This is a genomic window from Chryseobacterium sp. ON_d1 (assembly GCF_006829085.1).
Taxonomy (GTDB): domain Bacteria; phylum Bacteroidota; class Bacteroidia; order Flavobacteriales; family Weeksellaceae; genus Chryseobacterium.
In genome coordinates this window covers 121,443-135,459 of record NZ_BJTC01000002.1, presented here as the reverse complement: position 1 = coordinate 135,459, position 14,017 = coordinate 121,443, and the positions used below count along the sequence as shown (strand labels likewise).

The 14,017-nt window shown below is 37.3% G+C and carries 12 protein-coding genes; 3 read left to right on the top strand and 9 right to left on the bottom strand.

What is annotated here, in order from left to right:
* Entirely contained in the window at nt 1-1,542 is a 1,542-nt protein-coding gene (locus CRS_RS03940; RefSeq protein ID WP_142722794.1) for a hypothetical protein, read from the top strand.
* Between the two features lie 53 nt (nt 1,543-1,595).
* Here CRS_RS03940 and CRS_RS03935 read toward each other — a convergent pair whose 3' ends face one another.
* From CRS_RS03935 to CRS_RS03900, 8 genes are all read right to left on the bottom strand, one after another.
* Nucleotides 1,596-2,564, bottom strand: coding sequence for an NAD-dependent epimerase/dehydratase family protein (locus CRS_RS03935; protein ID WP_142722793.1), 969 nt, complete (start codon nt 2,562-2,564; stop codon nt 1,596-1,598).
* Nucleotides 2,561-3,346 carry an SDR family oxidoreductase gene (locus CRS_RS03930; protein WP_142722792.1) on the bottom strand — a complete coding sequence of 262 codons (786 nt, stop codon included), beginning with the start codon at nt 3,344-3,346 and terminating at the stop codon, nt 2,561-2,563. Before CRS_RS03930 ends, CRS_RS03935 begins: the two co-directional genes overlap by 4 nt.
* A gap of 158 nt (nt 3,347-3,504) precedes the next feature.
* Entirely contained in the window at nt 3,505-4,593 is a 1,089-nt protein-coding gene (locus tag CRS_RS03925) for an AraC family transcriptional regulator (RefSeq protein WP_142722791.1), read from the bottom strand.
* Nucleotides 4,594-4,624: 31 nt separating this feature from the next.
* Nucleotides 4,625-5,266 (bottom strand): rhomboid family intramembrane serine protease, encoded by a 642-nt coding sequence (locus tag CRS_RS03920; protein ID WP_142722790.1) that lies wholly within the window; start codon nt 5,264-5,266, stop codon nt 4,625-4,627.
* 43 nt (nt 5,267-5,309) lie between these two features.
* Entirely contained in the window at nt 5,310-7,901 is a 2,592-nt protein-coding gene (locus CRS_RS03915) for a DNA gyrase/topoisomerase IV subunit A (RefSeq protein ID WP_142722789.1), read from the bottom strand.
* 6 nt (nt 7,902-7,907) lie between these two features.
* Nucleotides 7,908-8,384, bottom strand: coding sequence for a hypothetical protein (locus CRS_RS03910; RefSeq protein WP_142722788.1), 477 nt, complete (start codon nt 8,382-8,384; stop codon nt 7,908-7,910).
* Between the two features lie 127 nt (nt 8,385-8,511).
* Complete coding sequence (locus CRS_RS03905) at nt 8,512-10,398, bottom strand: DNA topoisomerase IV subunit B (protein WP_142722787.1); 1,887 nt, start codon at nt 10,396-10,398, stop codon at nt 8,512-8,514.
* 468 nt (nt 10,399-10,866) lie between these two features.
* Nucleotides 10,867-11,406: a DUF2867 domain-containing protein gene (locus CRS_RS03900; RefSeq protein WP_142722786.1), complete on the bottom strand. Its 540-nt coding sequence runs from the start codon at nt 11,404-11,406 to the stop codon at nt 10,867-10,869.
* 225 nt (nt 11,407-11,631) lie between these two features.
* On the opposite strand from CRS_RS03900, the gene CRS_RS03895 reads away from it, so the two are divergent.
* Both CRS_RS03895 and CRS_RS24335 read left to right on the top strand, forming a co-directional pair.
* Nucleotides 11,632-12,780, top strand: a complete 1,149-nt coding sequence (locus CRS_RS03895; RefSeq protein WP_142722784.1) for a methionine aminotransferase — start codon at nt 11,632-11,634, stop codon at nt 12,778-12,780.
* A 161-nt stretch (nt 12,781-12,941) separates the two neighbouring features.
* Nucleotides 12,942-13,118, top strand: a complete 177-nt coding sequence (locus tag CRS_RS24335; RefSeq protein ID WP_172616997.1) for a ComC/BlpC family leader-containing pheromone/bacteriocin — start codon at nt 12,942-12,944, stop codon at nt 13,116-13,118.
* Nucleotides 13,119-13,206: 88 nt separating this feature from the next.
* On the opposite strand, the gene CRS_RS03890 is transcribed toward CRS_RS24335, so the two are convergent.
* Nucleotides 13,207-13,971, bottom strand: a complete 765-nt coding sequence (locus CRS_RS03890) for an SDR family NAD(P)-dependent oxidoreductase (protein ID WP_142722783.1) — start codon at nt 13,969-13,971, stop codon at nt 13,207-13,209.
* Nucleotides 13,972-14,017 lie beyond the last annotated feature (46 nt).

Genomic DNA, 14,017 nt, shown 5'->3' with positions numbered 1-14,017 from the left:
ATGATAAAAAGTACCTCAATCGTACAGTATAAAAGGTTTTTGTTTGTTCTTTCCTTATTTATTTTCAGCCGGAATGTTCACGCACAGAATGAACAGGGAACCGGATACCCGTATTTTGTCAATTTCACACAGGGATTGCAGCCTCAGGAAGCTTATAAAGTGGCTACCAGCGGTGTGCAGAATGACGCAACTTTTACTACGGACGGACTGAGATTAACCCGAAGTGTGAATAATATTTCAGGAGGTGTCATCCTGGCCGATAAAATATTCAAAAGTGATCAGGGAATCAAGTTTGAATTTGAATTTGCCATTTATGGTGGAAATACTAATGGTGGAGATGGAATCTCCATATTTTTAGTAGATGGATCTATTCCTAAACAACAGCTTAATCTTGGATACTTTGGCGGAGGATTAGGATATAGCTTTGTACGTGGTGGCGAATCCACAGAAGGACTGAGAGGTGCCTATCTGGGGATAGGGCTGGATGAATTCGGAAATTTTAAAACAAGCTTTAAACAGAGTGAAAGGGTTAGAAACGGAATCTTTGGTGTAACACTAGCAGATGGAAGGAGCAATGTTTCTTTAAGGGCTAAACGTGGAAATCAATATCTCTCTTCTGCCGAACCTGCCGGATACAACGGCTACCCATTACTGTATAGTATTGCCACCAATGCAGCGCCATCCAGCAGTAACAGATCTGCATATCTGGATACCGCAACAGGAAAATATGTAGGCATTAAAAACCCCACCCTTCAGCAATTCAGTATTGAAAGCGGCGGAACTACGATTCCCCAGAATGAAAATGATGCAAGGTTCCGTAAAGCATATGTGACATTGGTCCCCAATCCTGCCGGTGGTTACAATATAACCCTGGAAATACAGCATGGAACTGTGAAAGATAAAGTGATTGATAATTATTATTACCCAACATCTCTGAAATATACTGAGACTACTCTATCCAACACTACCGTGAGAACACTGGACACTTCGCCGCCTGCTACTTTCAGGATCGGTTTTGCGGCCTCTACCGGAGCGGCCAGAAATATACATCTATTAAAAAACTTAGGGGTTACAAGACCTTATGCAGCTGAGGTAACTGATGATCTGTTTGCAGGTTGTCCGGGGATAAAATCCACTTTTTCCCCTTTACTGAATGATGCAGCGTATTCTTCAGCAAACGGTCAGAATCCACCTGCACTTTCTTATAACAATCTTGATTTTAATTCATTCCGTTTTTTAGATAATAATGGAACGGTGATTCCGAATATAACAGGCGGTGTCTATACGAACAATCAAGGAACATGGACTTATTCCTACTCAACCGGAAAGCTTGCTTTCAAACCTGCAAACGGTTTTACCGGAGTGGCCCAGATACAATACGATATTAAAGGCGGTGGAAGAAATGGTACTGAAGCTCCTTACAATAAGGAAGAATACAGATCATTGCCCGCACTGATACAGGTTAATATTTCCAGTACAAACAACTGCAGCAAAGCCTGCGTGATATCCAATAAGAATGTTACTCAGAATATAACAAGATAAATTGATAAAACCAGCTGCTATCAGCTGGTTTTATCGTTCTTGCAGTATTGATACTACTTACCGTTTTTAATAAAATACCGGACAGCATCTTCGATTGCTTTATCAACAGGCTGGTACTGAACTTCAAGTTCTTCTACCGATTTCCGGTTATTATAATAATTACAGACCTGCAGTGCTTTCATATTGGCTGTACTGAGGCTGGTCTTTATTTTCAGCTTTCTCATGCCGTCACCCACCCATCCAAGTAAGTTTAGAATGATATTGGGAATGGGCATCATAATCGGTTTTTGGCGGGTAATTCTGTTTATCTTCTTAAAAAAATCCCTGTAGCTCATATTTTCATTAGCTAAAAGATATTTTTCACCATTTCTCCCTTTTTCAATGGCATTCAATATTCCGGTTGTAACATCTTCCACATGCACAAAATTCTTTCCTCCTTTCGGATAGAAAATCAGTTTCTTTTTCCAGGCCCGAAAGATAATTTTCCCTGAGCTTGGTTTGGTGTCATAAGCTCCGATCATAAAAGTTGGATTTACAATGATAACCTCAGTATTTTTTAAGTTTTTTAAAAGATAATCTTCAGCAGCCAGCTTACTTTGCGCATACCAGGAATGGGTGAAAGGATATATCTGTGGTGCTTTTTCACTTCCCCAGAATGCGGTATTTCCAAATCCTAAGGTATTGGCCGTGCTTACAAACACAAACTTCTGTACTCCTGCCAACTCCGCCTGATGATAAAGATTTACTGTTGTTTCATAATTTATCTTTTGGTAATCATTATAATTGATAAGATTCTGGCGCGTTTCTGCCGCAACATGAATAAAGCAGTCAATATCAGTAAGTAATGTTGAGATACCGGATGAAATGTCGGCTTCTATGAGCTTAAGATTTTCATTTTCTTCACCCGTCCATGTACTTTTCTTACGCACCAGAGCAGTAACAGAATAACCATTTTGTAATAATTTAATAATAAGATTAGTTCCCAGGAGCCCTGTTGCTCCGGTTATACACACATTTTTCATGCTTCAATTTCTCTTTTTATAGCCTGGGTCATCAATGGCAGTTTTATCCATATCGGTAAAATTTTCATTATCAGCCAGCTTATTGGGTTCACCATAATTACGGAATCTTTTTTAAACAATTGACGAATACAGTATGATGCAACTTTATCAGGGTTCAAAAGTGTAAGTCTCCCCATAAATCCCTGTTTTTCTATTCTTCTACAAACATCCGTATTGGTTTTCATAGCACCCGGATTGACAACGCTTACAAAAACATTGGTATGTTTCAATTCCTCATACAATCCTCTTGAAAATGAATGAATAAAAGTTTTGGAGGCAGGATATACTGTTTTGAAACCTATCGGAGAGAAAGCTGCCATGCTTGAAACGTTCAGAATATAGGCTTCCGGCTGCTTTAAAAGATTGGGGAGAAGCTGATGGGTAATCAAAGAAGTGGCCGCAACATTAACCTGCAAAATGGTATTAATATAGTCAGAAGATGCCTCTGTGAATTTTTTAGTCCCACCGAGTCCTGCATTGTTGATCAGGATATAGATATTAAAAGATCTGTTAAGCCACTCTGTCAGTTTCATGACATTCTCATGAATAGAAAGGTCGGTTTCATAATAACGGGCTTTTATTTCATACTCCTGCTCCAATACTTTGGAAAGCTCCCGGAGGTTCTGATCCGGAAGACTTACAAGAACAACATTAATTTTTTTCCTGGCCAGATGCTCTGCGAATGCTTTGCCAAGTCCCTGGCTTGCTCCTGTAACAACAGCATATGATTCTTTAGTATCCATAAATGTAAATTTTACGGTACAAAGCTATCATGAAAAACACCCTCAAATGTTCTGTATTATCTGAAAGAACTGATTTTCAATACAGAGAATGTATATATTTAAAAATTTGACAATCAAAATATTACAAATAAAAAAAGTAAAAAATTATAAACCGGAACTTATTTTTTGAACTCAGAAGGAGTCTGTCCTGTCATTTTTTTAAAGGTGGTATTAAATGAGGTTTTGGAGTTGAATCCGGACTCGTAAGCAATTCCAAGAATAGATAATTTACTGTTGGGTTCTTTCAGAAGTTTTTTGGCATACTCTACTCTGAACTCATTCACATACTGGAAGAAATTCTTTTCAAAACCTGTATTGATGACATACGACAAATGGTGGGTAGAAACTGAGAGCATCTCTGCCAGCTTAATCAGATTCAGTTCACTGTCAAGATAGGGTTTCTGTATTTCCATTATTTTTTCCAGTGATAATTTAATCTTCAGCAACTCTTCATCAGAAATCAGCTTTCTTTTTACTTCTTCAGCACCGTTATCTTCACTGATAGAGATAAGCTCCTCTCTCTGTTTTTCTTCTAACGGATAGATCTCTTCCTGCTTCAGAGAATAGTATCCTACACAATAAATAACCAATAAAAAAACGCTATTGATAAAGAAATTGAGTGATTTGGGATCATAAAAACGGTTGTAAATGATGTAGATAATGTTCACAATAAGCATTACCAGAATGATAAACTCCAGCCAGTTCAGATTGATGCCTTCCGTATTGGAAGAAAACTGCTGAATCTTCTTCTGGTGCTTTCTGATCGTAACATAAGAAAGAGCCGTATAAAAGAGTGCCTGAATCAGGATCAAAATAATGCTCAGAGATTCAAACGGTGCTTTATAACCCAGTCTGATCAATATAAGACAAAGCAGAAATGCTGCGGGAAGCAACAAAAATTTTACATCCGTGATTTTAAAAGTAAAGGAAGGATTTGTATAGAACAGTACACTGAAGTAGAAAACAATCGGTGTGAAAAACTGAATACATCTTACCCAAAAAAGGGAATGGAAGTCCACTGCTGAGCCTGTTACCAGAAACAGAACCTCATCCAGCCAGAAGGTAGACCACAAAAAAAGGAATATTCCGAACCAGAAATTGGCTTTACGGTTTACTTTTAAAGGATTGGCCAGCTTCAGCAGAGAAAGCAAAACCAATGAACCATAGATAAGTATCACGATGAAACTGTTTAACTCTGATGTGTTCATTGGTTTTGATATTTTATTTAAAAATAGTCTTTTATCCTATTCGCTTCCTTACAAAAATTTCATATCCTAAATAAATTAACGGAAGCGACATAATTCCTAAAAACACCATATTGTTCATCGCTTGCTGCGGATGCATTGCAATAGAATAAACAAGTCCGAAAAAAGCACCTCCAAGGTGTGCCGCATGGCCCAGGTTATCCCATTGTTTTGGATTCAGCATCATATAAACGGAGTATCCGAAATATAAAGTTCCAAATAGCCATCCCGGAAGGAAATTCACACTGATCTCATTCGGCGCCATTGCTATAGAAGCAAAAATAATTCCCGAAACAGCCCCTGAAGCCCCAATTGCTGAATACCAGGGTTGGTTTTTATAGATCTGCAGACTGAATAAATTCCCAAGGATCATGGATCCGAAATAAAGAATCAAAAATCCTGTTTCACCAAAGAAATTAATGACTACTTCCTGGAAAAAATACAGGGAAAGCATATTAAAAAACAAGTGCATAAAGTCGGCATGTAAAAATGCTGAACTGATAAGCCTTATATACTCTTTACGGTTAGCAATGGCCCCAACATTAAATTTATATTTTTCAAATAATGCTGTATTGTTAAACCCCATATAGCTAAAGATACATGTGGCTGCAATGATAATTAAAACAATTATATCCATCGTCTGTCTGTTTTTTATGTTATCTATGAAAAGGCATTATGCTCTATTCATTCTCATTACTTCCGTCCTCCTGAAACAGATCACCAATAATTCCACCGTCTTCATCTGGATCTCCTGCAGGTTCTGGATCTTCATAAACCTCCGGTTCTTCTTCCACGGGTTCTGGAACCGTAATATTGATTGCTTTTACTTTGAATTTGGTAAACTGGTTTCCAATGGCTTTTATTCCTTTTACCGCTATGAATTCATCAATATTTACAGTTTCCGGTTCGCGTTCTTTTCCTTTATCTTTTGCGAAAATAATTTCAGCAGTGGCATCGTTGGCAACAATCACATTTTCAATAAATGATTTAGGATGCTCAGAGGGCATGAAAGTCTGTACATTCACTGTATTTTCCAGTAAAAATCTCTTGATGAAGTAAATATCCTTTTCTCCATCGTAATAGATACAGGTAATCGGCTGTTCAGGTTTCCATTTTTCCAATACCAGATACTCATCATCAAAACGGTTGCCAAGATCAAATGAAACCAGCTTTACTTCGCCATTGGTGTTGATTGTAAGGATTTTGTCATCTCCTTTGAAACTTCCCAGCAGCGTACCTCTTGCATCTGCATTCAGCCTTCTTACAGTATCATCAAACCAGATCTTTCTTGGAGCGAGGGTAGAAACCCCTTCCTCTTTCATATCTACTTTCTTCACAGCATATTTTGTCACCAGATTTCCTTTGGAATCGCGCCCTTTGATGGCAAGATCAGAAAAGTTGATCTCCATTTTGTTCTTTCTGATTCTTGGATTAGGTTTTAAAAGTACGGTTACCGTTTCTGCTTCTCCATTAGGATTTGCCGAAAAATAAAGGGTTTCCGAACCTTTTTTATCTGAAGCTAAAGGATAATCTGTATTCCTGGTCACTCCTGTTACGGAGAAACGTTTCATATAATATGGCCCTTCTCTCCCTTCACGGTAGATCATATTATATACTGTTCTTTTATCGTTTTTCTTCCATACGGCAACATGCAGGATATCTTTTCCGATGAAGGTTTTGGCTTCCACTTTTACCACTTTCATACTTCCGTCTTTTCTGAATGTGATAATATCATCAATATCAGAACAGTCAAACAGATATTGATCTTTCTTCAGGGATGTACCAATGAAGCCTTCTTCAAAATTTGCATAGAATTTTTCGTTAGCTACAGCTACTTTTGTAGCATCAATGGTGTCAAAGATCCTAAGCTCAGTTTTTCTCTGCTTATCTTTTCCGTATTTTTTCTGAATATTTAAATAATAATCAATAGCATAGGCGATCAGATTGGCAAGGTTGTATTTCACCTGTTCTATTTTGCCTTCCAGAGCTGCAATATTTTCTTTAAATTTATCTAAATCAAATCTTGAAATTCTTTTGATTCTGATCTCGGTAAGTTTTAAGATATCATCTTCTGTAACCGCTCTTAAAAGATGTTTGGTGTGGGGTTTTAATCCGGCATCAATGGTCTTCAGTACCTCTTCCCAGGTTTTCACCTCTTCAATATCATGGTAGATTCTGTTCTCAATGAAAATTCTTTCCAATGAGGAGAAATGCCAGCTTTCCTGAAGTTCATGGAGTTCAATTTCCAGCTCTTTCTTAAGCAATGATACTGTATGATCCGTATTCATTTTCAGAATTTCAGAAACATTCATGAACATAGGTTTATCTCCTACAATCACACAGGCATTTGGAGAGATTGTCACCTGGCAATCGGTAAATGCATACAGTGCATCAATGGTCTTATCCGGAGAAACATCATTATGAATATGGATCAGAATTTCTACTTTATCTGAAGTATTGTCCTCAATCTTTTTAATTTTGATCTTTCCTTTCTCATTGGCTTTTAAAATAGAGTCAATAAGATCGGTTGTTGTTTTGGAGTAAGGAAGTTCAGAAATAACCAAAGTATGCTTATCCGTCTGGGTAATTTTTGCTCTGGCTCTTACTTTTCCGCCTCTATGTCCGTCATTATATTCTGAAACATCCAGATAGCCTGCTGTTAGGAAGTCCGGATACAGTTCAAATTTCTTACCTTTTAAATACGCTACAGATGCGTTGATGAGCTCATTGAAGTTATGCGGAAGAATTTTAGTGGACAGACCTACTCCGATACCTTCTACTCCTTGTGCAAGAAGCAGAGGGAATTTTACCGGCAGATCAACAGGTTCATTGTTTCTCCCGTCATAAGACTTTGTCCATTCTGTCGTTTTAGGATTAAAGACTACTTCCAGGGCAAAAGGAGTCAGCCTTGCTTCAATATATCTTGCCGCAGCAGCCGAGTCTCCGGTATAAATATTACCCCAGTTTCCCTGAGTATCTATCAACAGTTCTTTCTGCCCGATCTGTACCATGGCATCTGTAATGGAAGCATCTCCATGCGGATGATATTTCATGGTATTTCCCACGATATTGGCCACCTTATTGTAGCGGCCGTCTTCCAGTTCCCGCATAGAGTGCATAATTCTCCGCTGAACGGGTTTCAAACCGTCATATACCGAAGGGATAGCTCTATCCAAAATTACATAGGAAGCATAATCCAGAAACCAGTCTTTATACAAACCGGAAACTTTTTTCAAGCTTTCACCCTCATGCGAATATTCTTCTGTCGTCATCTGTTTTTAATCTTTTTTCTCCTTATTAGCTTTCACTACTTTATTCAGAGAGAGTTTTAAATCGTTTATTTCTTTTTTGCTCAGATAAGAAATCTGGTACTTAAGTATAGTGGAACCATTATTCTTACTTGAAACAGTAATGTATAATCTTTTGATAAATAAAATACTGATTATATCATATTTTATAAGCTTATATTTCGGAAACTCATCATGAAGAGGTTTGTCTAAAAAAGGAATGATATTCCTGTTCTTAAAGTTCAGCGCCTCACCATCACTGTCATATTCAAAAATCTGCCGCCCGCAAGTATAAAAGATAAGCAGCAACAGAAAAGGAACAATGATCAGCAAATAGCTTTCATTTCCTAACGCATTGAATCTGTACTCATTAGCAGCAAAAACAATGACTCCAAATACCATCATCATAAAAAGGATAGTACTTAGCGAGTTATAAATAGATACTTTATTACGGTTACTTAGTCTCATTGATTTTTTGGTTGTGTAAGTTTTATAATTCTTATAATTCTTACTTCATCCAAAATGTGTTTTTTATCAATATATCTGTTTTGTATTCACTAACAGAGCTCTGGTTCTAAGTTCTCCTATAAAATTCCTAGTTTTCTACTTCATTTAGAATTTCTTTTTTATCAATATCTGTATCATCTTCTACAACAAGGTTTTCAAGAATGAACGTCTGTCTGTCGGGTGTGTTTTTCCCCATATAAAACTCCAGAAGCTGATCTATGGTTTGGTCTTTCCCAACCACAACAGGCTCTAAGCGGATATCTTTTCCGATAAAATGTTTAAACTCATCCGGTGAAATCTCTCCAAGTCCTTTGAATCGTGTAATTTCAGGATTCTTCCCCAGCTCATTCAGTGCTTTTACCCTTTCTGCTTCTGTATAACAGTATCTTGTTTCTTTTTTATTCCTTACTCTGAACAGTGGAGTCTGAAGGATATAAAGGTGTCCGTTTTTAATGAGATCCGGAAAGAACTGCAGAAAGAAAGTAATCATCAGCAAGCGGATGTGCATCCCATCCACATCGGCATCAGTAGCGATAATTACCTGATTGTATCTCAGGTCTTCAAGACTTTCTTCAATATTCAAAGCGGCCTGGAGAAGGTTAAACTCTTCGTTTTCATAGACCACTTTCTTGGTAAGACCATAACAGTTCAGCGGTTTACCTTTCAGTGAAAATACGGCCTGCGTTTCGACATCCCTTGATTTTGTAATAGATCCGGATGCAGAATCTCCCTCGGTAATGAAAATCTGGGTATCTCCTTTCCTTTCGGCTTTCTGATCGTTATAATGCTGTCTGCAGTCACGAAGTTTTTTATTGTGAAGAGAGACCTTTTTTGCTCTTTCTCTTGCTAATTTCTGGATTCCGGAAAGTTCTTTTCTTTCTCTTTCGGAAATTAATATTTTTCTCTGGATCGCTTCTGCTATTTCCGGATTCTTGTGTAAGAAATTGTCCAGTTTGCTCTTTAGGAAATCTATAATAAATGTTCTTACAGTAGGCCCGTTAGGTCCCATATCATTGGATCCTAATTTTGTTTTGGTCTGGGATTCGAATACCGGCTCTTCTACGTTGATTGAAATCGCTGCAATAATCGATTTCCTGATATCAGAAGCATCAAAGCTTTTATTGAAAAATTCACGAACCGTTTTCACGTATGCCTCACGGAATGCATTAAGGTGCGTTCCACCCTGTGTTGTATTCTGTCCGTTCACAAAAGAGAAATAGGTCTCTGTCTGCGATTTGTCTGAATGGGTAATGGCCACCTCAATATCATCATCCTTCAGATGAACGATCGGATAAAGGATATCACTTTCCAGCTCCTCTTCTAAAAGGTCTTTAAGACCGTTTTCAGAATAATATGTTTCCCCGTTGAAAAGAATTTTTAGTCCCGGATTCAGATAAGCATAATTACGGAGCATTCTTTCGATATACTCTTTTCTGTACTTGAAATGAAGGAAGATTTCTCCATCAGGAATAAAGGAAATTTCAGTACCGTTTCTGTCTGAAGTCTCTTTCTCATCAAAATTTTCTTTGATCATTCCGCGGGAGAATTCAGCAGCTTTCATTTTCCCATCACGGAAAGAACGGACTCTGAAGTAGTCAGAAAGAGCATTTACGGCTTTGGTACCGACTCCGTTCAATCCTACAGATTTTTTAAACGCCTTACTATCGTATTTACCACCGGTATTCATTTTTGAAACGGCGTCAACGACTTTCCCCAATGGAATCCCACGCCCAAAGTCACGAATGGTAACTTTGCCGTCGTCCAGCTTTATTTCAATTCTTTTTCCGGCCCGCATCCTGAACTCATCAATAGAGTTATCAAGGATTTCTTTTAAAAGGATATAAATACCATCGTCAGCGGAAGAACCATCACCCAGCTTCCCGATATACATGCCGGGGCGCAGACGGATGTGTTCCTGCCAATCGAGGGTTCTGATATTATCTTCGGAATAGGTTGGATTTATTTCTTGTGACATATATGATTTCAGCAAACATACAAAAGTACAAAATTGTCCAAAATTATCCGAATTTTAAAAATCATTTTTTCCTAACTTTTATTGTACGGTGAGAAGAGCAGCTATAGAATTTTAAGCCTTTTAAATTTGCTGGTATACAAAAGCAGGTAAAATTTATTTTAATGATTAAAATTTTCACGAATATCTTTAAAATGAGGTTGTTTAAACTTTTAAATTCATTATTTCAGACACGAAAGTTTTTAAACACTTAAGTTTTTCATCACCAAGCCTTATCTGTAACACATCCCTTAAGTTTTGTGAAATTCTTTGACTTTCATCTTATGTGTGAATTTTTCTGCGGTATCATTTTAACTCTACTTAAGTAAACTCAAGTGTTTTAAAATGAATCCTTTTGTGACTTTTGTGGTTGGGTAAAATTTAAACAACTTTAATGAGAGAACTCTTACTTTCTCTTTTGAAGTAACTATTTTATTTTTTGCTTTCCAGCTGGCCAATCATATTTTTCAGCATAGCGGGTACAATCAGTTTATGAAAGGGTCGGACGGGCAGGAAATAGAGGATCCCCATCCAGTTATGAAACTTCACAGTAGTGGATATGGTAAGGAAATTTTTATCCGGATCTTTTTTATTCCTGTCAACTAAAAGAGAAACCCTGAAATTCAGATGCCTGTCATCTTCCCCCAGAATGATTTCATTACTGGTTTTATCAAATACCGTGAAAATTCCTGCGTGTTCTCCTATTTCACATTTAAAATCTTTCTCCGTTTGCTGTTTTTCTGTTTCAGAACCTGTCTTTAACCCGAATAATCCCACTACTTTATTTCTGAAAGCAAACATTTTCTTTCCCCATTTTGGTCCGCTTGTAAAGAAAGCTTTTCCGATTTCTGAAATATCGATATTCCGATGGGTATCTGTCAGCTCTCCTTTAAAGCTATCAATATAATCGAAATCTTTTTTTCCTGAGGATAAAATGGAGTTTTCAGGAAACGCTGTCTTCTTAATCTTCATCGTCATTGCTTTTATGATTATTTGTATAACAAATGTAAGGATCTTTCCACAATCCAAAAGAAAAATTCAAACAAATGTTTAATAATTTTTCATTCTTTGAATTAACATACTTCATCAAAGAAATTTTCCAATAGCAGCTCTGAACCGGCTGTTTTCTATTTTTTATTTCCATAAGTTCAAACGGTTTTAAATATTTCATTAAATTCGGTCAACAAAACTGTTTTTATGATACAACTTCCTTTATCAAAACTTTCCAATGTAGGAACTACTATTTTCAGCCAGATGACTCAGCTTGCCAATGAAAATGAAGCAATCAATCTATCCCAGGGCTTTCCGGATTTTATGCCCGATCCGGAATTATTGAATCACGTGGATCACTTTATTAAAAAAGGGTTCAATCAGTATGCGCCTCTTGGAGGAATGATTGGTCTGAAGGAAGAAATTGCGCGGAAAATAGAAAACAGCCATGAGGCAGTTTACCATCCGGATTCAGAAATAACCGTTACCGCAGGTGGAACTCAGGCTATTTTTACAGCTATCGCCTCTTTTGTTAAGAAAGATGATGAAGTGATTATTTTCGAACCGGCTTATGACTGTTACGAACCTACTGTAGAGCTTTTTGGAGGCATTGTAAGACGTTTTGAAATGAAAGCTCCGGATTATGAAATCGACTGGACTGCTGTAAAAAAACTTGTCAGCGAAAAAACCAGAATGATTATTCTTAACAACCCCAATAATCCTTCAGGAAAAATCCTGAAAGAAAATGATATACAAAAGCTTATTGAACTCGTAAAAGGAACTTCGATTCTTATTTTGAGTGATGAGGTGTATGAAAATATTGTTTTTGACGGAAAACAGCATTTAAGCATCTGCAAATATCCTGAGTTGAAAGAAAGAAGTCTTCTTGTAGCTTCTTTTGGAAAACTTTTCCATGTTACAGGCTGGAAAGTAGGTTACTGTGCGGCTCCTAAAAACTTAACGGATGAATTCAGGAAGGTTCATCAATTCAATGTATTCTGCGTAAATACCCCTATTCAGCTGGCGTTGGCTGAATACATGAAAAACGAAGAACATTATTCTCATCTGAATCAATTCTTTCAGGAAAAAAGAGATTTTCTGAGAAAAGGACTGGCAGGAACTTCGTTTGAACTGCTGGATTGTGAAGGCACCTATTTTCAGGCAGTAAAATATGATAAAATTTCTGATAAAAATGATTTTGATTTTGCTTCTGAACTTACTATTAATCACAAGGTAGCCAGCGTTCCTTTTTCTTCTTTTTATAAAAACAAGCTGAATGAAAATGTGATCAGGCTATGTTTCGCCAAGAAGAAAGAAACGTTAGAAAAGGCTATAGAAAACCTATCAAAGATCTAATATAAAAATACTTCACGGTGAACCGTATTGTAATATTTTAATAGCGAATTTATCATTCTGTGCAAAAACTGAGGGCTTCCGGACGCAGTTGATGATTCATTTATATTAAATTCTTTCTCACGAATAAAAATTAAAAAAGAATAAATCAAAAAAACGATCTCATGAAAAACAAAAAATTAAACAAAGGAAAAAAATTGGACCGGAATGCATTACATACAATCAATGGAGGCTCTGGCAGTGTTAGATGTACAAATTCTTCCGGATATTGCGTATACACCGGACCAGGCTGTGCAGAGCAGGAATGCCAGCTCCCTGAACCTCTTGATCCTGTAGGATAATACTAGAACATATCTATACCAATTCAAAATCGGCCGGCTCATTTTGAGCCGGCCGATCCTATTTTCGCTAAGTTCTTTTGGAAAATATTTATAAAAACATTCCCCCGGAAACTTCGATTCTTTGCCCATTGATCCATCCTGCATCTTCTGTGCACAGGAAGGCTACGACTCCACCGATATCATCAGGAAGACCGACTCTGCCCAGGGCTGTAGCACCAGCTACCATGGCATTAATCTCTTCATTATCTCTCACTCTTCCACCTCCAAAATCAGTTTCAATAGCCCCCGGAGCCACAACATTGGCTTTGATCTTTCTTGCGCCCAGCTCTTTAGCCATATATTTCGTCAGCATTTCTACTCCCGCTTTTATTGATCCGTAAACAGAAGAACCCGGCGTTGCAAATCTTGCTAATCCTGAAGAGACATTAATAATTCCTCCTCCATCATTAATAAATGGCAAAAGCTTTTGAGTGAGAAAAAAGACTCCTTTAAAGTGAATATCTACTACATCATCCAGCTGTTCTTCCGTCACTTCCGTAATCGGTGAATATAAAGCTGTTCCCGCATTATTGACAAGATAATCAATATGAGTACTTCCTGTGTTTTCCTGTAAATGGCTGGTAACATCCTTTACAAAAGCATCGAAACTTTTTATGTCTTTGGTATCAAGCTGAAACGCGACAGCATTTCGCCCCAATGATTGTATTTCATTGACTACAGCTTCTGCTTCTTCTTTGTTACTTCTGTACGTAATAATAACATCTAATCCTTTCTGAGCAATTTTAAGTGCTGAGTTTTTTCCCAATCCACGGTTTCCTCCGGTTACCAGTGCAATATTTGTTTTTGTGTTCATTGTATTTTGATTATTTTGATGATACAAAGTTGGGATATTTTCGAAC